This is a genomic window from Sphingobacterium puteale, assembly GCF_050986225.1.
Classification (GTDB): domain Bacteria; phylum Bacteroidota; class Bacteroidia; order Sphingobacteriales; family Sphingobacteriaceae; genus Sphingobacterium; species Sphingobacterium puteale.
In genome coordinates this window covers 842,402-866,284 of the sequence record NZ_CP158959.1, presented here as the reverse complement: position 1 = coordinate 866,284, position 23,883 = coordinate 842,402, and the positions used below count along the sequence as shown (strand labels likewise).

Below are 23,883 nucleotides of genomic sequence, written 5' to 3'. Positions count from 1 at the left end.
CGAATATTTTTAGTCTAATTGAATAGTTGAAAAATTGAGCAACAACTGCTCACCTGCTTTTCCCGACTTCTCCGGGTGAAATTGTACGCCAAAGAAATTATCTTTGGAAATTGCTGCTGAAAATGGCAACCCATAGTCACATTTAGCGGCCGTAAATATCGTATCATATTCAATATAATACGAATGGACGAAATAAAAATAAGTCTGATCCGCTATATTCGCAAATAAAGGATTATTTGCTTGCACCGAAACGCTATTCCAGCCCATATGAGGCACTTTGCCGGCTACTCTGGTTTCAAAATGTAACGTTTTCAACGGGAACAATTTCAACAGATCGGCATCACCTTCCTCCGAATAATCGGTCAACAACTGCATCCCAACACAGATTCCCAGTACAGGTTTACGCAGTGCTTTAATATAAGGCACTAATCCCGATTCCCGTAATTTATTCATGGCTGCCCCCGCATGGCCTACTCCGGGAATAATAATCCGATCGTAGAGATCCATCTCTTCCGCCGTATTGATCATGCCGTAGGTCAGTCCCACGCGATCTAGCGCAGCAGTCAGGGAAAAAATATTCCCGGCGCCGTAATTAATAATTCCTATCATTTTTGAGATTTGAGTATTGAGATTTGAGTATTAAGACTTTGGCTCCACAAATTTATGCATCATGCGGTCATCGCTCATCTTTACTCATGTATCCCATGGGTTCTCTTTATTAATTAAACAAAACTACAAAACACCTTTGGTGCTTGGTAGCTGCATATGATCCGCATCCCTCCGTACCGCTTTCTTAATCGATTTGGCAAAGGCTTTAAAAATTGCTTCGATCTTATGGTGCTCATTATCCCCCTCTGCTTTGATATTTAGATTTGATTTGGAGGCGTCAGAAAATGATTTAAAGAAATGGAAGAACATCTCTGTTGGCATGTCACCTATTTTCTCACGTTTAAATTCTGCATCCCATACGATCCAATTGCGTCCACCAAAATCCAGTGCAACCTGTGCCAGGCAATCATCCATTGGTAAGGTGTAAGAGTAACGCTCAATACCACGCTTGTCTCCCAATACCTTCAAAAATACCTCACCCAAAGCTATCCCTGTATCTTCAATCGTATGATGCTCGTCTATATGAAGATCGCCTTTCGCTTTGATCGTTAAGTCCAATGCACCATGTCGGGCTATTTGATCCAACATATGATCAAAGAAGGGCAATCCTGTTTCGATTTCCGATTTACCGGAGCCATCCAAGTTTAACTGAATAAAAATATCCGTTTCGTTAGTTTTACGATGATGTTCGGCAGTGCGCGTTCCCAATTTCAGAAATTCATAAACTGTTTTCCAGTCCATTGTTTCTAAAGCTACGACTGTAGGATCAATGTCAACGTTCTCTAAAGCCCCCAATTGATCATTGGCACGCAGCCATATTGCTCTGGCCCCAAGATTTTGCGCGAGCTTCACATCATTGACTCGGTCACCGATAACGAACGATTCACTTAAATTATATTTTGACGGATCGAAATATTCACTGAGCATACCAATACCCGGTTTACGAGTGTCGGCATTTTCATGCGGAAAAGTTTTATCTATATGTTCTTTGGCAAATACTACACCCTCTGCTGCAAACGTATCAATTACAAAATGATGGACGGGCCAGAAGTTCTCTTCCGGATGGGAAGATGTTCCCAGGCCATCTTGGTTTGAAACCAAGATCAATTCAAAATCCAGTTCCTTCGCGATACGTGGCAGGTACTGCAAGGCGCCCGGATAGAATTTTAATTTTGCAAAAGAATCGATCTGCTCATCTTCTGGTTCCAAAATTAATGTTCCATCACGGTCTATAAACAGTACACGTTTTAAGTTATCAGGCATAGTATTATTTATTGATTTGATTAAGTTTTTCTAATAAAGTTCTGTTTTCAACAGGTGTCCCGACAGTGATCCGCAAACAGCCCTCACAAAGTTCGACTTTTGACCGATCTCTGACGATGATCCCATACTGAACCAGATAGTCATAAACTTCTCTCGGCTGTTCCATCTTGACCAGGATAAAATTGGCATCAGAAGGAGTAATATACTGTACATAGTCCAGTTCGAGTAGTTCACGTACCAGTTTCTCACGTTCCGAAACAGTCTCTTTGATCCAGTCATTGACTTGATCCACATTATTCAGGGCCTCTAACACGATATCTTGTGTTGCCTGATTAATGTTATAAGGTGGTTTAATTTTATTGTAAACTGCTATAATTTCTTTGCTCGCAAATGCCATGCCCAATCGCAACGCTGCAAGCCCCCAGGCTTTGGACAAAGTCTGCAATACCACCAAGTTAGGGTATTCAGCCAATTCCTGTGTAAATGATTTTACTGCTGAAAAATTGATATAAGCTTCATCGACGACGACAAGCCCCTTAAAATTATTCAATACCGTTTCGATGTCCTGACGACGGATAGAATTTCCGGTCGGATTATTTGGCGAACAGATAAAAATCAGCTTGGTATGTGCATCTATGGCATTCGCTATTCCATCCAGATCCAACTGGTATTCTGCGGTAAGGTTTACTTTTTTGAAAGCGACATCATTGATATTCGCCGATACCTCATACATACCATAGGTCGGCGGAACGAGGATAACATTGTCCACACCGGGTGTACAAAATGCGCGGTACAAAATATCAATCGCCTCATCGCTTCCATTGCCTAAAAAAATATTTTCCGCAGGAACACCTTTTATTGTTGAAAGTTTTGCTTTGACTTGATGTTGGAGTGGGTCTGGATATCGGTTGTAATCATGGTTAAGTGGGGATCCAAAAGGATTTTCATTGGCATCAATCAATATGGATGCCTCCCCTTTAAATTCATCTCTTGCGGACGAATATGGTACGAGCTTCTTAATATTTTCCCGTAATAGGTTGTTTAAGTTGAATGGATTATCCATTATAAAAAAATTAGAGCCGTAAACTTAGATAAATTGTTTATCAAATGCAATATAATAAGCAATTTAAAAGCATTTGGTCATAGAAATGTGGTATAAAATTCACAAAAAACTAAACTAAAAACCACTTCCCTTCGATCGAAAGTTCGGTATTGGGGAATACTGTTCGAGCTTCTTCCAACAAGGGTGCCAAATCCCGGTACCGTGCGGAGTAATGACCGAGCAATAATTTTTTTGCATGGGTTTCTTTGGCAATTTCTCCGGCTTCCAATGCCGTTGTGTGGAAAGTTTCTTTTGCACGGTCGACCATATCATGTAAAAATGTAGATTCATGGTACATGAGATCGGCATGCTGAACAAAGGGAAGATAACCCTCTGTGCGTACCGTATCTGAACAATATACGTAACTTCTGGATTTGGGTGCGGGCAGGCTCAATTGATCCGCTGGGTAAACATCCCCTTTTTCGTCCACATAATCCATCCCTTTCTTGATAGCGGGATAGTATACTGTGGGAATATTCAACGCTTGAACCACATCACCAAGCAAGGTCCTGGCCCGTGGTCCCTCATCAAAGCGAAAACCTGTGCAGGCAATACGATGTGTTAAAGGAAACGCGCTCACTTTCATGGTCCGGTTTTCAAAAATAATACCGGGTCCGTCGGGTGAAATAGGATGAAAAATAAGATTATAGCGCAAGACTGTCTCCGAATGCAGAAATTGGACATCCAGAATCTCTTTTAAGGCAGCCGGTCCGTATAAATGAAGATCACTTTTGCGGCCAACAAGATGCATCGAAGAGAGCAGTCCCACTAAACCTAAATAGTGATCTCCATGTAAGTGACTAATAAAAATATGTCCTATACGATTGCTTTTAATTCCATAACGGCTGAGCTGCATTTGCGTCCCTTCCCCACAGTCTATTAAAAACAATTGTTCGTTAAAGTTCAGCACTTGGCTAGTCGGATGGCGATCAAACATCGGTGTCGCGGAACTATTTCCTAATATCAGAACTTCAAACTTCATATTAATCCTCAATTGTCCCCCGGTATTCAGATTCCAGTTCGTGCGCGAAGATCAAATCTTCCGCAACCTTCAGTGATGGAGCGATCTTTATCGATTTATCCAGGTGCGACACGCGAACCATATCCATTAATTTAGGACAAAGATTGACCAAAATAAATACACCACCAACAGACTGACATAGGCGGTGCGCCAATATGCCCAAACGGATCCCAACTTCATCCGTCTTTTGAACATGAATCATATCCAGAACAATGTTGCGTTGGCCAATAGTATTGCGCAACAGAAACTCACCCTTGAGTTTCGCTGCATTATCCGCATCTATCACTTCGACATGAGGCTCTATGACAATATAGCGATCGTGTTTATCAATAGTATACTTCATAAGTTTATTTCCTTAGTTTGAGGATACAATGTACTAATAATTTAGCTCTTTTAAGGCTTTTGTCACATTTCTTTCCACGCGTTCCAGTACATTTTCCTGATCAGGATAAACAAATTTTTCGCCCACGATGTGCTCGTATAGCTCAATATAGCGTTCGGAAATTGAAGCAATGATCTCATCTGTCATCTCTGGGACCACCTGTCCATCTTTACCCTGAAATCCATTATCTATCAACCATTTACGAACAAACTCTTTTGACAATTGCTTTTGTGCTTCCCCTTTGTCCTGACGTTCTTGATATCCGTCAGCATAAAAATAACGGGAAGAATCCGGAGTATGAATCTCGTCGATAAGGACTATTTTACCGTCTTTTTTACCAAATTCATACTTAGTATCCACTAGGATCAGCCCTCTTTGTGCTGCAATTTCGGTTCCGCGTTGAAACAAAGCTCTGGTATATTTCTCCAATTGCACGTAATCCTCCTCACTTACAATCCCTCTTTTCAAGATATCCGCGCGGGAAATATCCTCATCGTGACCTACTGCTGCTTTGGTCGTCGGTGTGATAATCGGTTCGGGCAATTTATCATTCTCCTTCAACCCCTCAGGAAGAGACTCGCCACAAACTTCCCGTTTACCTGCAGCATATTCACGCCAGGCATGTCCTGATAGGTAACCGCGGATAACCATTTCAACTTTAAACGGTTCGCACATTTGACCTATGGTCACACTAGGATCCGGTACAGATACGACCCAATTCGGGATAATATCGGATGTCGCTTTCAAAAATTTAGCCGCAATTTGATTTAACACCTGTCCTTTGTAGGGAATAGGACGAGGAAGTACCACATCAAATGCCGAAATACGGTCAGAAGCCACCATAGCCAAGTAGGTATCTGCAATCGTATACACGTCTCGTACTTTTCCTCTGTAAAAAGCAGTCTGGTTTTCGAAATTGAAATTTGTTTCTTTTATAGCGTTCATGTTCAAAGTAAAATTCAAATAAATAATTATTGATCAGTCTTCGTTTTCATAGCCATGTCTGAAAACAAGACTCGATTATTCATCCATGGCCTTTCCTAATGGCCTAAATGAACCAGTTTATTGTGTCTTTTAAAGACGATATGAATATCCCTAACTCATCTTGGTCCGTACTGGGCTTCTGATCGGGGATATTACAATTGATCTTTTTTGCAACGAACGACTAAATGTCGCCGTATGCTTCCAAAATGCGTCGTACCAATTTATGACGAACCACATCGCCACCACTAAGGTGGATAATATCAATACCTTCAATATTTTCCAGCAAACGGATCGATGTCGAAAGGCCCGATTGATTCTTTTTAGGGAGATCGACCTGTGTCATATCACCCGTAACAATGAATTTTGCGGTCGGCCCCATACGGGTCAAAAACATCTTTAACTGCATATCCGTTGCATTTTGGGCTTCATCCAAAATGACAAAACAATTATCCAATGTGCGTCCCCGCATAAATGCCAGTGGCGCAACCTCGATGGTACGGTTTTCCAAATATCCTTTTAATTTCTCGGCCGGAATCATATCGTCCAATGCATCGTAAAGAGGCCTTAAATAGGGATCTACCTTTTCTTTCAGGTCTCCGGGTAAAAAACCGAGGTTTTCTCCGGCTTCTACCGCTGGTCTTGTCAGGATAATACGTTTGATTTCTTTATTTCGAAGTGCCCGGACAGCAAGTGCAACAGCCGTATAGGTCTTTCCTGTTCCTGCCGGACCAATGGCAAATAAGATATCATTTTTCGAAATACTATCGACCATCCGTCGCTGATTGGCTGTCCGCGCGCGGACAATCAAACCATTGGGGCCATAAACTATGGGCTCAGACCCAAAGGCAGCTTGCTTGGCAGCAATTTCCTTTTCCTGTTGCACAGCAGAACCTGCACTTGCCCCAAGGAGATTTTCAAAATCCAACAAGGTAATGTTGTTAAATTTCTCAAAGTGAGCCATGACTTCCTTAAACGATTGCTCAAACAGCTCCAACTCCTTCGCATCACCTAACACTTTCATTTCACTTCCACGAGCCACAATCCGCAGTTTTGGGAATTGCTTCTTTAAATAATCAAAGTGCTCATTGTCTGCTCCCCATAATACGGGCAAATTCAGACCATCTAATGCAATTAGTAATTCGTTCAAATTTTATCCTATTTTAGAATTAATTAGACTGTAGCTACCACGCAATAGCTCTTATGCGTAATACTATTCAAAATTAACGTATTCTAATGAGAAAATAGACCATACCAAAGAGATTTTTGCAAAAAGAAAACCAAATTATTTTTTTTGTATTTTACACCTGAGTTTTGCTTTTAAAAGTGGATCTTCAGGGTGAGAAAACCGATTCTTTATTATATTAATCGAAGCTATGTTTGTGTGTATCAACCGGAAAAAGATATATTCAAAATAAGTTCTTCAATTAGCTTTACAAATCAGCTGATAAATAGTAATTTTGCTCTCTATTTAAATAGATTTTTTAGCATCAGAACAAATAAGCAACAGAAGATCTATTTCTATTCATTCAAAAAGGGAATTCGACAGCAATTCGGTCTACTTTAGATTATAATGGCAGTAATTACGTTAACGACAGATCTAGGACATAAGGATTTTTATCAAGCTGCGCTAAAAGGAAGCCTTTTAACGCAGTTGTCTGATGTTAATATTGTCGATATCACCCACGAGATCCCAGCATTCAACATTCCGCGCGCAGCCTTTGTACTTGGCAACGCCTATCATTATTTCCCCAAGGGAACTGTACATATCATCGGTATCAACACCTTGTTTCATGAAGAATCCAAATACATCGGCATGAAATACAAGGACCATTATTTTGTCGGCGCGGACAATGGTATTTTCAGTTTGCTGTTAAATGGAAATGAGCCCCAGGAATTGTATGAACTCAATCTGATGCAGGACCTGCGATACCTCCATTTCCCGCTCGCTGACATTCTTTCAAAATCAGCCTGTCATATTGCAAAAGGAGGGAAACTGAAAGATGTGGGCACGCCAATGCATCAACTGATAGAAAAAGTTACATTACAGCCGATCTTTGATAAGGATATGATACGGGGCAATGTCATTTACGTTGACGCCTTTGGCAATGCCATTACCAATATTTCAAAAGACCTGTTCAATAAAGTCCAAAAAGGGCGAAATTTTGTCTTGTATTTCAAGCGCAACGAAACGATCACCAACCTTTCCTGGCATTACAATGAGGTCGGCGAAGGCGAAAAATTATGTCTCTTTGGAATCAGTAATTATTTGGAAATTGCCATCAACAAGGGCAACGCGAGCCAGCTTTTGGGACTTCACGATGACGATTCCAATGTCATCCGTATCGAATTTAAAGATTAATTTCATAAATTCATTCTTAGAAATTATTTGCGCACATGGGTCAAGCTCCAAAACAGGCGTAGCGCTTGTAGCAGTTATGCTGCCAAGGCAAAGCAATTTCAGCAAACTTAATATGGGATTGATTGGTTCATTGTTTATGAAGTCTTTAAAATACACGCTACTGTCCTTTCTTTTATTATTTAACCTCGGGTATTTGATAGCGCAGGAAAATGCAGATTCCAGTGCTTTTGAAGTACAGCGCAAACGTGTCAATAACCTGCTTGAGGCAAGACAGCAGAAATTCGGCGCTTACGACACGAGCCTCACTCAGAAAACAGGGCTTTTTGGACTGTTCAAATCCAAGGACGATATGCAAAAAAGCATCGATATCCTCAAAGATGTCGTGATCACGGATAACAACATCTTTTTGGAAACCCAGCAGCTACTCAAAATCAAAGATTTCGAAAAGAACAAATTCCGGCAGATGGCCACGGAATACGATAAGCAGATCTCATCCTATATAGGTACAATTAATAAACTTCAGCTTGAAAATGAAAGACTCAGGGCACAATTGGACAAATCAGGCGGAAACGGACTGTCCGGCAATATATGGCTTTACATGGCCTTGCTCGTCATCATGGCGCTAGCACTCTTATTGTATCGTAGCCGTACACGAAAATCACTCCCAATCCCTAAAAATACGGACTAGCGCTTTGTGTTTTTGGGCATGTAGCGATGACATGTACCGCGAGAATTGATCAAATGATAACTAAACCAGTCAAAAGCCAAAAAATTGACCAAAGTATGATAGCAAAATATTTTTAATCTCTTTACATTTGTCCTCGCAACAAAACATTGAAGTAGCGGATTATGGCAAGAGGTTTCAATAGTGGTAATAAACAAGAAGAAGATCTACCAAAACCAAAGTTAAATAAGGAGCTCCTATTACGGGCTTCGAAAATAATGACCTATTTAAGGCCTTATCGGGTTAAGTTTGGAATCGGAATGTTATTTTTGGTATTATCCAGTCTTTCCATGCTAGCTTTCCCTGCACTCTTGGGTGCGATGATTGATGCCGCCCAAGGCAAGCAAAAATACACCTGGCTGCCCCCTGAAGTGTATTACATTGGAGGAATAGCCTTTATCATTCTATCTTTTACGTCCGTCGTTTCTTTTTTTCGAATCCGTATCTTCGTCGAGATCGCTGAACGCGCTTTGTCCAAAATTCGTAAAGATACCTATCATAAGCTTATCTCCTTGCCAATTGAATTTTTCGCCAATCGTCGCGTGGGAGAATTAAATAGCAGACTTTCCGCAGATCTATCCCAGATCCAGGACACCTTGACCACTACATTGGCTGAAATTTTAAGACAATTGATCAGCCTTTGTTTTGGGGTATTTCTGCTCGTTTGGGTATCGCCCAAATTGGCCTTGATGAATCTCTGCATATTACCTGTCATTGTGGTTGCCGCAATTGTCTTCGGAAAATTTATTCGTGAATTATCCAGACAGGCGCAGGATAAGATGGCGGAATCAAATAGCATAGTTCAAGAAACTTTATTAGGCATTAGCAATGTAAAAGCTTTTGTGAACGAATACTTTGAATTCAACCGTTACAGTAATCAGATGGATTCTGTTGTCAAATTAGCGGTCAAGGGAGCAACATTTCGAGGAGCCTTTGCTTCGTTTATCATATTCTGTATTTTCGGTGCTGTTATCGCCGTTATTTGGTATGGTGCCGCATTGGTTTCTATCCATGAGATGTCTGTCGGTGATCTAACAACATATATCCTTTATTCGATGTTTGTTGCCGGATCTATGGGGAGTTTCCCTGAATTATACGCAAACATACAGCGTTCACTCGGTGCCAGCGAAAGGATCCTGGAAATTCTTGATGAACCACAGGAAGATATCAAAGTTGAACCGAGCTGCAAGGAGATCAGTAAAAAGATAAGTGGAAATCTCCGTTTTGATCATGTGGCATTCGCGTACCCTAGCCGTCCTGATATTGAAATTCTCAAAGACATTAACTTTACCGCCAATGCTGGCGATAAAATCGCCATCGTGGGCCCTAGCGGCACCGGCAAATCAACCATAGCCTCTTTAATACTACAGTTCTATACCAGCAATAAGGGAGAAGTACTTTATGATGGCAAGCCAGCCTCGGACTTTGAGCTGTGCGATATACGTAACCAAGTGGCCATAGTACCGCAAGACGTACTGTTATTCGGCGGAACGATCCGCGAGAATATCGCCTATGGTAAATTAGACGCTACGGAAAATGAAATAACAGAAGCTGCCAAACGCGCCAACGCCCATCAATTTATATTAAATTTCCCTGAAGAGTATGATACCGTAGTCGGAGAACGTGGTGTAAAACTCTCCGGAGGACAACGTCAACGTATCGCCATCGCCAGGGCTTTACTTAAAGACCCAGCGATTCTGATTCTGGATGAAGCAACGTCCTCATTGGACTCCGAGTCAGAACGTCAGGTACAAGATGCCCTGGAAGAATTAATGCGTGGCCGCACATCCATCATCATTGCTCACCGTTTATCGACGATAGTCGATGCAGACAAAATTATCGTGGTCGAAAATGGCATCGTCTCGGAAAGCGGAACACATTTCGAATTATTACAGAAAGAAACCGGACTCTACCGCCACCTCTATACCCTGCAATCCAAACAGCAAAAAGTAGATATGTAAAATTTTGTTAATTATTGATTCTTTTTAAACAAATTGTCCCAGTGATTGTTCATTTGGTATCATACTTGATTATCATTTGAATACACAATAAAATAGAAGAATTATGAAAAATAGCAAAAATGGATTAGTGGCATTTGCTTTGGTAGGATTGGCTGCGGGAGCTGCTGCATGGTATCTTTTAGGAACAGATGACGGGAAAAAGCAATTAGATCGTGCAAATGATGGCATCAAAAGCTTAACTAAGTCATTGAAAGATCTTTCGAAAAAAGAAGCTAGAAAAGCCCAAAAGTTAGCCAATAGAGCTTCAGCTGAGCTGGACAACTTAAAATCAAAAGCACAGGCAGCTTTCACCAAAGCGACGGACGATGCAGATGCATTGAAAAATAAGGCAAAAGAAGCAGGCAGAGAAGCTTTGGACCACGCCAACAATGCGGCACAAAATTTAGCAAATAAAATCGACAACACAACCGATGCTGCTAAATCAAAAATTTCTAATGCATAAGTAAAAAAAACGTTTTTTTAAGAATTGGTGGTTTAACCGCATTCGGTGGTTAAAATACATTTGTATCTTTGCGGAATATGACTTTACTGCAACAGGTAAAAACTTTAATTCTTAAAGACATCATTCTGGAATGGCGATCAAAATACGCCATCAACGGAATCCTACTATATGTCGTATCTACTGTATTTGTTTGTTATCAAGCATTCAAGTCAGTAGATACCACAGTTTGGAACGCATTGTTCTGGATTATCATGTTATTTGCATCCATCAATGCCATCAATAAGAGCTTCGTCCAGGAAAATCCCAACCGACAACTCTATTATTACTCCTTAGTTGACCCACGGGCAATTATCCTTGCCAAAGTCATTTACAACATGTTATTGATGACTATCCTGGCCTCCATTGCTTATTTCGTTTATTCGATCATATTTCAAAATCCTCTCGGGGACCCCACGCTATATTTCATTTCGGTCATTTTGGGCAGCATCAGTTTTGCCAGTGTATTTACCATGATTTCGGGCATAAGTTCCAAAGCCGGCAATAACAGCACGCTAATGGCCATTTTAAGTTTTCCGGCAATTATACCGCTGTTGATCGTACTGATCAAACTCTCCCGCAATGCAATAGAAGGCATGGAAAGAGCAGCAAGTATGAGAGAAATAATTGTATTACTCGCAATTAATGTAATCACGATCACTATTTCTTTATTGTTATTTCCGTACCTTTGGCGAGATTAAATTTTAGGATTGAAACACATTAAATTCAATTTACCATGAGAAAAAAATGGTGGAAAATATTAGCTGTTCTGATTATCTGCGCAGTCATTATCAATGGTCTTTTGGGCCCTGTCCCCCGCCTATTTATCCTTCACGAAAGTATCCGTAATGTCTATTTCCATGTTCCGATGTGGTCTGCAATGATTGTGATGTACCTGATTTCTGTTATTTATAGTGTCAAATACCTTAATACAGGTAAAGCAGAATACGATTTAATGGCCATAGAAGCCGTAAATACAGGTATTACCTTTTGTTTTTTTGGCCTGGCAACGGGAATGCTGTGGGCCAACATTACCTGGGGAGAACCTTGGCCAAATGACCCCAAGTTAAACGGTTCGGCAATCGCGACATTAATGTACTTAGCCTATCTCGTACTCCGCAATGCGCTCGAAGAAGAGCAGAAACGGGCAAAAATATCTGCTGTCTATAATATCTTTGCATTTCCGATCATTATTGTATTGCTTTATATTCTTCCAAAAATGACAGATTCTCTTCATCCCGGAAGCGGTGGCAATGCTACCTTTGGCCAGCTACAAATGAGCAACGAGCTCCGTCCGACATTCTATGCCGCCATGATCGGATGGCCAATGATTGCTTTTTGGATCTGTTCAATGCGTTACAGAGTACGTCTATTGGAAAGAAAAGAGCTGCAAATCGATTCTTAAAAAGAACAGAAACAGGCTATAACCTCCTTAAAAATGGGCATTACGACAATAATAAGTCCTAAGCTCATGAAATAAAACGGAAAACAAGCATAAGCCATTTGTTACCAATGTTTATAGCGGATCAAATGGCGATAACACTGATCAAAAATAAAGTTCTGATGAAACAGGAGAGTTACCCCAGTACTCATCAGTCATTAAAAGACAAATAATAGAATGAAAAAAATAACATTGTCAATTGCATTATTAATCTTATCAACTGTAAGCACCTTCGCTCAGGATGACGTTGATATGGCAACAGGATTACGTAGTGAAGGCAAAATCTATGTGGTTGTGCTCGTGATGCTGGTCATTTTTTTAGGTTTGGCCTTCTTTCTTTTCTTGCTCGACCGCCGCATTACGAAATTGGAAAAAAAGAATAAATAGTCAGCTATCTATTGCATACCATGATTATAAGTCAGTTCAGAAATTATACACCAGTAAATATCCTATTTTTATCCTTTGTGGGTTTTGTATTATGCCTCGGCATATTCCTACACCTTCCGGATAAATTGGATTCTGTTATTTTTGAACCGGCTCTTGGTAACCTATTGGGGGAAAACAATTTAATCAATCTATCTCCGGCAACCAATGTCTTTATCACACTCATTTTGACCATTTTTCAGGCAACCATACTCAACCGGATCACAAGTCACTTTAACTTGCTCGGAAAACCTAGCTTTCTGGTTGCTTTGATGTACATGACATTGGCCAGTTTATTTTTACCTTTTCTGGTCCTGTCTCCCACGCTCATCTGTAACTTTATTTCAATATGGATGCTCAGTAAATTGCTTTCCTTATATCGTCAGACCGATGTGAAAGCGGAAATGTTTGACCTGGGTATGATTGTCGGTATCGGAAGTCTCATCTATTTCCCCTTTTTGAGCATGTTTTTCCTGTTATGGATAAGTCTTCTTATTTTTAGGCCATTTAATTGGCGTGAGTGGATCACACCATTATTGGGACTGGCTACAATCTATTTTATATTGGCAGTAATCTACTTATGGGCAGGAAAAATGGAACTATTTTACACCATATGGTTACCCTTTACCTATAAGTTTCCAACAGCCATTCGTATTCAACTAGTTGACTACCTCGTATTGGTTCCAGTACTTTTTACCCTGATCCTTTTCCTGTTGATCCTCAAGGATAATTTTTTCAAAAGCATCGTGCACATCCGGAAATCTTTCCAATTGTTGTTTTTCATGTTATGCCTGGCCGTGGCTTCTTTTTATTGGAACAAGAAGCTTACAGAAGCTCATTTTTTACTCTGTGCCCCTCCAATCGCCATTTATATGGCCTATTACTTCACATATGCCAAAAAGAAATGGTTTTTTGAAGTCGTTTACGCCATTATTGTATTAACGATAATCTACTTCCAATTTTTCTAAACGATTGTACAACAAGCGTTTAACCTTTTTTAACAAAATCGGCTTAACAAGCTCACAAAAATTGAATAGTTTTGTATGCGAATAAAAGCAAAGAACATTTAATTACAGGAGTCAAAAAACTCAAAGATTTCACAAAAACTAAATAAACATTAGTTTCTCAATTTTATAGGTTGACCATGCAGAAACGCTTTATAAGCTCTCTAAGAAATAAATCCCTCCAACTGTTGTTAGCAGGTGGAATTTTAGCTAGTTCTACTACCGCATTTGCCCAAAAAACAACATCAGCTTCGCCATATTCTCAACTGGGAATAGGTCAAATCCGTGAAGATTTATTGCCTCAGTACAGAGCTATGGGGGGAATTAATACAGGTATCCGTACATTTGACGGAGTATACAATACCAACCCGAGCAATCCTGCGTCTTACTCTGCAGCACGCGTGAGTGTTTTTGATGCCGGTCTATATGGCAACTATACGCAACTCAAATCCACTACCAGAGCGGACAACACCGCTGATTTTGCTTTTAGCCATATCACGATGACTTTTCCAATGAAAAAGTTCGGCGGTATCAGTATGGGTATATTGCCATTCTCGGATGTTGGTTACCGAACAAGTTCGCAGGAGGGTATTAATTCCGAAATCTATAACAAGGTATTTACTGGTGAAGGCGGTCTGACAAAAGCTTACGCCGGATGGGGTGTACGTGTTTACAAAGGGTTGAGCATCGGTGCGAATATGTCGTACCTATTCGGAACCTTAAATGACTATAGCCGTGTTGAATTTCCGGTCACCTCCGGAGCTTTAAACCCCCAACGCCAGAATAAGCGTGAAATCCAAGGTATTATCTTTGATTACGGTTTACAATATGAACAGCCTCTAGGAAAAGAGCATGTATTGAGCTTCGGTTATTCAGGATCACTGAACAACGATATCAAGGAACGCACAACAATTATCGACACAAGGACCGCTCCATCATCTGATCCAGACAATCAAAATATTCCGATCGATACGACCTACATGTCCGATCGTATCAGCCGACATTTAACCCTTCCCTTAAAACACAATGTGGGGGTTACACTTGCTCGAAATGGCAAATGGCTAGTCGGGGCAGATTTCAAATATGCAGACTGGTCGAGATTTCAGGTCAGAAGTGGTGAAAATAGACTCCGCAAAAATTATGGTGTAGCTCTTGGTGGACAATTGACTCCGGACAGATCGTCTCTTAACTATTTAAAACAGGTAGACTATCGTCTTGGATTCAGATACAACAAAACACAGTATTTTCAGGCCGGTGAAAACATCAATGATATGGCTGTAACTGTAGGTGTGGGATTACCATTAGCTAGAACGCTGTATTTAGGTGCATTTTCAAAAGTCAATTTATCGGCAGAATTCGGACAGATGGGAAAAGCAGCCAATGGTCTCCTACGGGAACGTTATATCAACTTCAATATTGGCTTTACACTCAATGACCGCTGGTTTAGAAGAAACCCAATTGATTAGCATAATGGTACGCAAAGTATTCGCAAGTTCCATATTTCAAAATATATCGCCCCTGGTAATTCTATTTTTGCTAGGGGCGCTCTTATTGACCTCCTGTGAGCCGGACCTAAAGGAAGTTGACCGGATCGCTAATCTAAAAAAAGAGGAAGCCGTGGATATCTCACGTCATGTGGATATCATCTATAGTGATTCAACCCGGGTCAAAGCCAACCTCACGGCCCCCGAAATGCGGATCAGACACGATAGCACTGAAATCTATGAATTTCCAAAGAGCATAAAAATCATATTCTATGATGAAAACCTCAAGGAAACCCAACGTATTACTTCTGACCATGCCGTCCGGAGAGAAAAAGAAAAAACAACGATCTTTACCAAAAATGTAGTCGTGACCATGGCTGATGGATCTATTCTGAAAACGGAGGAAATCGTCTATGACGAAGGTGCAAAAGATCCTAATAGGACTTTTTACAACAACCTTCCTGTTCAGGCTTTCTTCAAGGATCAACGTGGCAACTTACAGGGTTCTTCTTTTAGTTCGGACAAGGATCTGCTCCATGCCAACATACAGAATGCGACCGGTGTTGTCATTATCAAGGACAATAGTCTATTTCCATCGATAGGGAGATAGCTCGTATGTGCAAGTCCCACAGGCACGCGAAGTGGTCTGAGCAATTAAAGCCCCGGAAAATACAAGTAACTCAACAACAGAACCCTTGCGGCCTATTGGCATCGCCTGATTGAGAGATTTTCAATAAAAAAACAGCAGCATACAAATAGTTTTCAAATTTGTTTTATTACATTCAGGAAAATATTCCGTTTTTTTTTATAAAAATTGTATCTTGCACCGCATTTTGCTATGCTATGCATAAATTAACGAAATACAAGTATTTACACAATATAAACACAATAAGCAGACTATGGGATTAATGGGCTTTTTGCGTAACAAAGCTGGTGTCATATTGACCGCAGCGATGGCTATCGCAATTTTAGCATTTTTACTAGGCGATGTCGTTCGAGGAGGAGCCCCTTTTTGGGCGAGACATCAAAATCGTGTAGGGGAAGTCAACGGAACAGAAATTGAGTATCCTGCGTTCAACCAACAAGTGGAACAGGCCGAAGAAATGTTCAAACAACAAATGGGCGGTGCAGTTACTCCTCAAATGAGAACTTATGCCGTACAACAGGTTTGGAATCAATTCCTATCCAGAGAGATCTTGAAAAAAGAGATTGAAAAAATCGGTTTGACAGTAGGTAAAGATGAATTAAATGATCTAGTAAAAGGACCAAATCCTTCTCCTCAGATCGTACAAGCATTTACCAATCCGCAAACAGGACAGTTTGACCATGGCCAATTGATGACTTTTATAAGTCAAATGAATACATCCGGTAACCAAGCAGTGGCCCAGCAATGGGAGGTTCTACTTGAAGGTGTAAGAGACGAACGCCTAAGCAGCAAGTATGGCGAATTGCTTTCGAACAGTGTTTACGTAACTTCATTGGAAGCTAACGAAGAATATCAGGAACGCAATAAATTGGCCAATTTCAAATACATCCTTTTAGACTATGCTTCTGTAAAAGATGCTGAAGCTAAAGTGACCGATGCGGATTTCCAGGAATACTACAATGAGCATAAAAATATGTTCAAAACACAAGAGGAAACACGTGCGATCCAATACGTTACTGTAGATGCAAAACCTCTTGCTAAAGATTCATTAGCTGTCAAAGAAGCGATCGACAAGTTAAAACAAGATCTTATTGTTGCGAAGGATGATTCACTATTTGCTTCCATCAATTCGGACAATAAATATCCATTCACCTATGTGAAAAAAGGCCAATTGAGTCCATCCTTGGATTCTGTAGTCTTCAACGTAGCTGCAGGTACTACAGTAGGCCCGTTCTTGAGCAACAATGCTTACGAAATTGCAAAAGTAGTTTCAACAGTCGTGGGACCGGATTCAGTAAAAGCTTCGCACATTCTATTGGATGCTACCGCCGAAGGTGGTGTGGACAAAGCATTGGCAAAAGCGGATTCTATCAAAGGCTTAATCCAAAAAGGTGACAACTTTGCAGCATTAGCTGTCCAGTTCAGCAGTGATCCGGGCAGTAAAACAAATGGTGGTGAGCTAGGTACTTTTACAAGAGGCCGCATGGTACCAGAATTTGAAAAAGCAGTATTTGAAGGAAAAACGGGAGATATTAAAGTGGTAAAATCCCAGTTTGGCGTACATATTATCAAAATCGAAAAACAGATCGGTACAGCGAAATACGCGAAAGTTGCGATCATCGACAAGGTAATCAACAGTGGTAAAGAAACCCTAAACAATGCGCATAGCAAAGCGACAGCATTCTTATCTGCAGCTACTGCACAAAACTTTGCACAAGAGGCTAAAAAACTTGGTTTGGAAGCGCGCACAGCATCACGTGTTACAGCAATGGACAATGTGCTTGATGGTACTGAAGCGCCACGTGATTTGATAAAATGGGCTTTCGAAGCTAAAAAAGGTGATATCTCCGACAAAGTATTTGAAACTGAAACTTCTTATATCTTAGCGAGCCTAGTGGATGTACAACCCAAAGGGGTACTTTCGCTAGACGCAGTGAAAAAAGACATTGAACCTGCAGTTAAAAACAAGGTTAAAGCGAAAGTATTAAAAGAAAGATTTGCAAAAGCTTTGGCTGGAGCTTCTTCCATTGACCAAGTGGCTCAAAAAGTGGGCAAATCGGCGATCCATGTGGAGAATGTGGTATTTGCCAACCCTGTTATTCCGGGTGTGGCCTTGGAAAATGCAGTAGTAGGTACTGTATTTGGACTTCAACCAAACAAACCTTCGAAAGCTATTGAAGGGAACACAGGTGTGTATGTCGTGCAGGTGAATGGTTTCACAAACCCATCAGCGATCTCTGACATCAACGGACAAAAGAAACAAATGCTTGCCGCTAAGGCACAACGCGCTTGGGGATCTATTTTCCGCGCATTGCAAGACAAAGCTGAAATCATTGACAATAGAGTGAAATTCTTTTAGAAGATTTTTAAGTAAATTTGTAGCCGGACGAATTATCGTCCGGCTTTTTTTGATAAAATAACTATGGAAATTCAAACAAATATTGTCAATAAAGTTGCGCAAAGTGGATTGATGACCGTTGATCTGGCGGATTATCATCCGAAGACCGACAACGTCCTATATGATATCAAGGATAATTTGTTCCATGGTCTGATGTTACGGGAAAAAGATTTCCGCGAGTTCATCAAAACACATGACTGGTCACTGTATACCAACAAACATGTTGCCATCACCTGTACCGCTGATGCTATTGTACCCACATGGGCCTATATGCTGCTGGCAAATAAGCTAGAACCTCATGCCGCTACTGTTATCTTCGGAGATTTAGATGAGCTCGTACGCATACAGTATGCCGCCGCTATTGACCAAATTGACATGGAGCAGTTTCGCGATCAACGGGTGGTCGTGAAGGGCTGTGGAGACACCTTCATTCCGGAATCGTCATTTGTTCAGTTCACGGTAAAACTTAGCAAAGTAGCTAAAAGTATTATGTACGGGGAACCCTGTTCCACAGTTCCAGTTTTTAAAAGAAGTCCTCAAGCGCCAAAAGCAGCTGACAAACAAGTATAAGCAGCTGGCTCATGTGGGTTTCATCACCTTAAAAAGACAATTTATTCTGATGAAATTAACATTTCTTTTCAAACAATTTTCGTAAACTTACGTACATGAAACTTATATCGACATTGCTCCTATACTTATCAGTTTTTGTAAGTACAGTTTTCGCTCAGGATTTACCCCATTTAAAGGAATCGGCATTTAAAGGTGGAGAGAAATTAAAGTACAAACTCCGCTATGGTATAATTTCCGCAGCAACGGGAACGTTGACTGTCGGTGATACAAAAGACGGATTTGGGAATCCTTCCTTTCATCTGTATGCCGCTGGTAAAACAGCTGGAGCATTTGCCATTTATACCGTAAGAAACGAATATAATTCGTATATCAATAGTAAGACATTCTTACCTTACTATTATACGGAAAACATCCGTGAAGGTGGTTACAGAAGGAACGATAAAGTACGTTTCAATCAGGATACACATACAGTGGTCGGTAATAAGGGAACATTTACATCCAAGGTGGATCAGACCTTTGATTTGCTGTCCTCCTACTACTTTGCCCGTAATTTGGACTTAAGTTCGGTAAAGCCCGGGGAATCCTTTAAACTGACCTATTTCCTGAATGACGAAATTGCCACACTGGGCATTCAGTATATCGGAATCGAAAAAATAAAAACCGAATTGGGTACATTGGAGTGCCTTAAATTCAGTCCCGAAATTAAACCGGGGCGTATCTTTAAAAAAAATAGCAAGCTATACCTTTGGGTAACCAACGATGGTAACCGCATTCCTGTGAAGGCCAATGTCGATATATTAATTGGCTCTGTCACTTTAGAACTCCTGGAAGCAAGCGGACTAAAATATAAATTGGGCCAAAAAGCAAGCTACTCAAAATAAATAGAATGATTGAAGTAGGAAATGTGTTGGTACACGAAGATCTGATCAATAATGACTTTGTGTGCAATCTATCAAAATGTAAAGGTATATGCTGTATCGAAGGAGATTCGGGAGCACCTTTGCTGGAAAGCGAAAAGGCAGTATTGGAAGAGATATATCCCAAGGTAAAGCCATATATGACCGAGAAAGGTATCAAGGCTATCGAAGAACAAGGCAAATACGTCGTCGATGTAGATGGTGATCTAACCACAACATGTGTTGATGGCAACAAAGAATGTGCGTATGTCACCTGGGAAAATGGTATTACCAAATGTGCTATAGAGAAGGCTTATGAATTAGGAGAAGTTCACTGGCGGAAACCAGTCTCCTGTCACCTCTATCCTATCCGGACGACGCATTATCCAGAATTTGACGTACTTCATTACGACCGCTGGCATATCTGTAAAGATGCCTGTAGTTTTGGAAAGGAACTTCAGGTGCCAGTCTATAAATTTCTAAAGGATCCCCTGATCCGCACCTATGGCGAAGAATGGTACAAAAATCTTGAGCGGGCAGTCGACGAGTTGTAACAAAATCACTATCTTTAAGCTTTAACTTTTTTGGTATTTCATTCCAATTCATGTCAAAATTAACAGAGATCCAACGCCCTATTATCCACGAACTTGAGGCTTTTGAAAAGAAATTCAAAGCATCGATGAAAAGCTCCGTTCCATTGTTGGACCGTATCACGCAATATCTGATCAAACGCAAAGGCAAACAAATGCGGCCAATGTTTGTCTTTTTCTCAGCGGGCATCTGCAATGGGATCAATGAATCGACTTACCGGGGCGCCGCTTTGGTTGAATTATTACATACAGCTTCACTGGTGCATGATGATGTTGTTGATAACTCGTATGAACGTAGGGGCTTCTTTTCCATCAATGCACTCTGGAAAAATAAGATCGCGGTGCTGGTAGGTGATTTCTTGCTTTCAAGAGGTTTGTTGCTTTCTGTAAAACATCAGGATTATCACCTGTTAAAAATTGTTTCAGAAGCAGTTGACCAAATGAGTGAAGGTGAATTACTTCAGATCGAAAAGGCCCGCAAACTGGATATCGAAGAATCCATTTACTTTGAAGTCATACGGAAAAAAACAGCTTCGTTAATCGCATCCTGTTGTGCCTGCGGCTCGGCTTCATCCAATGCAGATCCAGAGACGGTGAACAAACTCCATCAATTTGGCGAAAAAATTGGCATTGCATTTCAGATTAAAGATGACTTGTTTGATTTTGGATTAGATGATGTAGGAAAACCGCTCGGCAATGATATCAGAGAGAAAAAGATGACTTTACCCTTGATTCATGCCTTAAATCAGACAAGTTCCAGCGAAAAGCGGAGGATCATCAATCTGGTTCGAAACCATAATGAAGATCCGAAAAAGGTTGCTGAAGTGATTGATTTTGTACGCAACAGCGGTGGGCTGGAATACGCAACGCACAAAATGCTGGAATACCAACAAGATGCTTTTCGGATCCTGGAGGATTTCCCTGATAACGAATACAAAGAAGGATTATTACAATTGGTAAAATATACAACAGAAAGAAAAAAATAATGAGTCACGAATTAATGTTTTTTGGAGGTTTTTTAATCTTCATTGCACTGATGCTAGCCATTGACCTTGGATTATTCTCCAAGGGTGATAAGCCTGTTAGCTTAAAGACTGCAGCAATTATGAGCGCAGTATGGGTATTGTTCTCTTTAGGCTTCTATTGGCTACTACGCCATTATGGATTTGAATTGCATAATATCCATGATTTAAATCATCTACAAGAAGTCATCACCAAACATCACCACGAGATCAAAATTATTCCCGGCGATCTGGCGGCAAGTTTAGACGTCTATAATAAAAACTTGGGTTTGGAATATTTGACAGGTTATGTGGTTGAATATGCACTTTCAGTGGATAATATTTTCGTAATGGTACTCCTGTTCACCTCATTTGGAATTCCTGAACGCTATTATCATAAAGTTTTGGTCTGGGGTATTTTGGGTGCAATCATTATGCGGTTCTTATTTATTTTCCTAGGGGCAACCCTGATCGCTAAATTTGGCTGGATTCTATATGTCTTTGGTGCTTTCCTAGTCTTCACTGGTGTCAAAATGTTTATCAACCGCAATCAAGAGGAAGAAGTCGATCCGCAAAACCACCCTGTTGTCAAATTTGCCTCTAAATATTTTAAGGTAACACCAAAATTGGATGGTGGTCATTTTTTCCATATCGAGAATGGTGTAAAATACATGACCCCCTTATTCTTGGTCTTATTAGTAATTGAATTCACTGATCTTATTTTCGCAGTGGATTCTATCCCTGCCATTTTCTCGGTGACCAAAGATCCGTATGTGGTGTTCTTCTCAAATATCTTCGCCATCCTGGGATTACGCTCCATGTTCTTCTTATTGGTCAATATTATTCATAAATTCCAATATTTGAAAGTTGGTCTGGCATTTTTATTAGTCTTTATTGGTTTGAAGATGTTATTGCATCACTGGCTGGCAGAAGTTGGCTTTACAACGACACATTCTCTGATTGTGATCATCAGTATACTTGCCTTAAGCATTATTGCTTCGCTGCTCTTTCCTAAGCACAAAGAAATTGCAGAATAAACATACAAACAAAGGGTCGTAAAAATTACGGCCCTTTGCTTTTCAATAGTTTAAGCCTAGTTTTTACGCCTATAAGCCAACCTAAAAAAGGGCTGAATTACAGCCTCTTTTTAAGAACAATTATTTTACAGAGGAATTTACCTTACTAAATTTAATTTATTTAATTTAGCACCACTTTAAATTAACAAAATACGAACAAATGAATTGGAATAAATCGATTGTACTAGCCGCGTCTCTTTTTGCAGCTTCATTCCAAGTACAAGCACAGGACAATTTGATCAATGCCTTAAAAGCAAATCAAAATGACAATAGCAAATCTGGGTTTACATTTACAGAAGTTATCAATTTAGGTAACACCTCGATCAAGGATCAAGGTTCTTCAGGTACATGTTGGTCTTATTCAGGAAACTCGTTTTTAGAATCCGAGATGATCCGTATGGGTAAAAAACCTGTGGAGATCTCTCAGATATATACAGCACGTAATACGTATTTAGATAAAGCACGTACTTATGTACGTCTTCATGGCGGATTATCTCTGGGCGAAGGCGGTCAATTCCACGATGTGCTGAATTCATTCCGCAAATATGGTACGATGCCCCAATCGGCCTATACTGGTCTACACTATGGCAGCACACGCAATAACTTTGGTGAAATGACCTCTATGCTTGACGCAATGTTAGGTTCGATTGTAAAAGGTAAAACTTTGACTCCGAACTGGGAAAAAGCCTATACGGCAGCAATGGACTCTTACTTAGGTGAAGTTCCTGAAAAATTCGATTACAACGGTAAATCATATACGCCACGTACATTCGCAGACCAGGTCATTGGTATCAATCCAGATGATTATGTTGGCATTGCCTCAGTTACTGACCACCCTTATTACAGCCAATTTGTTCTGTTAATTCCCGACAACTGGTCATTTGACCGTTTTTATAACGTCAAAATGAACGATTTAACGGACATCATCGATAATGCTTTACAAAAAGGGTATACTGTTGCATGGGCAACTGACGTGTCAGAAAAAGGATTCTCCTGGAAAAACGGCGTTGCTTATGTACCGGAAAAACCATTCGAACAAATGAGCGAGCAAGAAAAAGCCAGCATGTTTGTAGGCCCTAAACCAGAAATGAAAATTACGCCAGAGGAGCGCCAGAAAGCTTTCGACAATTGGCAAACAACAGATGATCACGGTATGCATATCGTAGGTCTGGTGAAAGATCAAACCGGAAAAGAATACTATATCGTTAAAAACTCCTGGGGAACATCCAATGACTACAAAGGATATCTGTATGCTTCCAAAGAATTTGTACGCTATAAAACAACATCTTTACTGTTACATAAAGATGGTCTGACCAAAGATTTAAAATCAAAGATAAATATCAAATAAGCGATTTAAAGACCCTTTAAAACACCTCTGAAATTAATCTTTCAGAGGTGTTTTTGTTTTCAG

Annotated in this window: 24 protein-coding genes; 17 read left to right on the top strand and 7 right to left on the bottom strand. The window is 40.4% G+C overall.

The window, feature by feature from the left end:
• Window positions 1–9: 9 nt before the first annotated feature.
• The 7 genes from hisH to ABTV71_RS03605 all read right to left on the bottom strand — a co-directional run bounded on the left by hisH (window position 10) and on the right by ABTV71_RS03605 (window position 6,508).
• Complete coding sequence (hisH, locus tag ABTV71_RS03635; protein ID WP_121125571.1) at window positions 10–609, bottom strand: imidazole glycerol phosphate synthase subunit HisH; 600 nt, start codon at window positions 607–609, stop codon at window positions 10–12.
• 123 nt (window positions 610–732) lie between these two features.
• Entirely contained in the window at window positions 733–1,872 is a 1,140-nt protein-coding gene (gene hisB, locus ABTV71_RS03630; protein ID WP_433902267.1) for a bifunctional histidinol-phosphatase/imidazoleglycerol-phosphate dehydratase HisB, read from the bottom strand.
• 4 nt (window positions 1,873–1,876) lie between these two features.
• Window positions 1,877–2,935 carry a histidinol-phosphate transaminase gene (gene hisC / locus ABTV71_RS03625; RefSeq protein WP_121125573.1) on the bottom strand — a complete coding sequence of 353 codons (1,059 nt, stop codon included), beginning with the start codon at window positions 2,933–2,935 and terminating at the stop codon, window positions 1,877–1,879.
• Window positions 2,936–3,044: 109 nt separating this feature from the next.
• Window positions 3,045–3,956: a ribonuclease Z gene (locus ABTV71_RS03620; protein WP_433902266.1), complete on the bottom strand. Its 912-nt coding sequence runs from the start codon at window positions 3,954–3,956 to the stop codon at window positions 3,045–3,047.
• A 1-nt stretch (window position 3,957) separates the two neighbouring features.
• Entirely contained in the window at window positions 3,958–4,338 is a 381-nt protein-coding gene (locus ABTV71_RS03615) for an STAS domain-containing protein (RefSeq protein ID WP_104385068.1), read from the bottom strand.
• Window positions 4,339–4,371: 33 nt separating this feature from the next.
• A complete protein-coding gene (locus ABTV71_RS03610; protein ID WP_433902265.1) occupies window positions 4,372–5,322 on the bottom strand; it encodes a phosphoribosylaminoimidazolesuccinocarboxamide synthase in 951 nt (316 codons plus the stop codon).
• A 220-nt stretch (window positions 5,323–5,542) separates the two neighbouring features.
• Window positions 5,543–6,508 (bottom strand): PhoH family protein, encoded by a 966-nt coding sequence (locus ABTV71_RS03605; protein ID WP_121125576.1) that lies wholly within the window; start codon window positions 6,506–6,508, stop codon window positions 5,543–5,545.
• 423 nt (window positions 6,509–6,931) lie between these two features.
• On the opposite strand from ABTV71_RS03605, the gene ABTV71_RS03600 reads away from it, so the two are divergent.
• The 17 genes from ABTV71_RS03600 to ABTV71_RS03520 all read left to right on the top strand — a co-directional run bounded on the left by ABTV71_RS03600 (window position 6,932) and on the right by ABTV71_RS03520 (window position 23,820).
• Entirely contained in the window at window positions 6,932–7,720 is a 789-nt protein-coding gene (locus ABTV71_RS03600; protein WP_108636061.1) for an SAM hydrolase/SAM-dependent halogenase family protein, read from the top strand.
• Between the two features lie 136 nt (window positions 7,721–7,856).
• Entirely contained in the window at window positions 7,857–8,408 is a 552-nt protein-coding gene (locus ABTV71_RS03595) for a hypothetical protein (RefSeq protein WP_433902264.1), read from the top strand.
• Window positions 8,409–8,569: 161 nt separating this feature from the next.
• The gene (locus ABTV71_RS03590) at window positions 8,570–10,405 is read left to right on the top strand and encodes an ABC transporter ATP-binding protein (RefSeq protein ID WP_121125579.1); all 1,836 of its coding nucleotides are present in this window, start codon (window positions 8,570–8,572) and stop codon (window positions 10,403–10,405) included.
• Between the two features lie 103 nt (window positions 10,406–10,508).
• Complete coding sequence (locus tag ABTV71_RS03585; RefSeq protein ID WP_433902263.1) at window positions 10,509–10,907, top strand: hypothetical protein; 399 nt, start codon at window positions 10,509–10,511, stop codon at window positions 10,905–10,907.
• 77 nt (window positions 10,908–10,984) lie between these two features.
• Window positions 10,985–11,644 carry a heme exporter protein CcmB gene (locus ABTV71_RS03580; protein WP_121125581.1) on the top strand — a complete coding sequence of 220 codons (660 nt, stop codon included), beginning with the start codon at window positions 10,985–10,987 and terminating at the stop codon, window positions 11,642–11,644.
• A gap of 35 nt (window positions 11,645–11,679) precedes the next feature.
• Entirely contained in the window at window positions 11,680–12,348 is a 669-nt protein-coding gene (ccsA, locus tag ABTV71_RS03575) for a cytochrome c biogenesis protein (protein WP_121125582.1), read from the top strand.
• 213 nt (window positions 12,349–12,561) lie between these two features.
• Window positions 12,562–12,771, top strand: coding sequence for a CcmD family protein (locus tag ABTV71_RS03570; RefSeq protein ID WP_108636066.1), 210 nt, complete (start codon window positions 12,562–12,564; stop codon window positions 12,769–12,771).
• A 20-nt stretch (window positions 12,772–12,791) separates the two neighbouring features.
• Window positions 12,792–13,775 (top strand): DUF6427 family protein, encoded by a 984-nt coding sequence (locus ABTV71_RS03565; RefSeq protein ID WP_433902262.1) that lies wholly within the window; start codon window positions 12,792–12,794, stop codon window positions 13,773–13,775.
• A 176-nt stretch (window positions 13,776–13,951) separates the two neighbouring features.
• Window positions 13,952–15,277 carry a hypothetical protein gene (locus tag ABTV71_RS03560; protein ID WP_433902261.1) on the top strand — a complete coding sequence of 442 codons (1,326 nt, stop codon included), beginning with the start codon at window positions 13,952–13,954 and terminating at the stop codon, window positions 15,275–15,277.
• Window positions 15,278–15,281: 4 nt separating this feature from the next.
• Entirely contained in the window at window positions 15,282–15,905 is a 624-nt protein-coding gene (lptC, locus tag ABTV71_RS03555; RefSeq protein ID WP_121125627.1) for an LPS export ABC transporter periplasmic protein LptC, read from the top strand.
• Between the two features lie 289 nt (window positions 15,906–16,194).
• Window positions 16,195–18,300, top strand: coding sequence for a peptidylprolyl isomerase (locus ABTV71_RS03550; RefSeq protein ID WP_121125586.1), 2,106 nt, complete (start codon window positions 16,195–16,197; stop codon window positions 18,298–18,300).
• Window positions 18,301–18,363: 63 nt separating this feature from the next.
• A complete protein-coding gene (locus ABTV71_RS03545; protein WP_183078743.1) occupies window positions 18,364–18,909 on the top strand; it encodes a DUF2480 family protein in 546 nt (181 codons plus the stop codon).
• 95 nt (window positions 18,910–19,004) lie between these two features.
• Complete coding sequence (locus tag ABTV71_RS03540; RefSeq protein WP_104385082.1) at window positions 19,005–19,790, top strand: DUF3108 domain-containing protein; 786 nt, start codon at window positions 19,005–19,007, stop codon at window positions 19,788–19,790.
• A 5-nt stretch (window positions 19,791–19,795) separates the two neighbouring features.
• A complete protein-coding gene (locus ABTV71_RS03535) occupies window positions 19,796–20,359 on the top strand; it encodes a DUF3109 family protein (protein ID WP_121125588.1) in 564 nt (187 codons plus the stop codon).
• Between the two features lie 50 nt (window positions 20,360–20,409).
• Window positions 20,410–21,381: a polyprenyl synthetase family protein gene (locus tag ABTV71_RS03530; protein WP_121125589.1), complete on the top strand. Its 972-nt coding sequence runs from the start codon at window positions 20,410–20,412 to the stop codon at window positions 21,379–21,381.
• Window positions 21,381–22,433 carry a TerC/Alx family metal homeostasis membrane protein gene (locus ABTV71_RS03525; RefSeq protein WP_121125590.1) on the top strand — a complete coding sequence of 351 codons (1,053 nt, stop codon included), beginning with the start codon at window positions 21,381–21,383 and terminating at the stop codon, window positions 22,431–22,433. Before ABTV71_RS03530 ends, ABTV71_RS03525 begins: the two co-directional genes overlap by 1 nt.
• 199 nt (window positions 22,434–22,632) lie before the next feature.
• On the top strand, window positions 22,633–23,820 hold the full coding sequence (locus tag ABTV71_RS03520; RefSeq protein WP_121125591.1) for an aminopeptidase C: 1,188 nt from the start codon (window positions 22,633–22,635) through the stop codon (window positions 23,818–23,820).
• The last annotated feature ends 63 nt before the right edge of the window (window positions 23,821–23,883 follow it).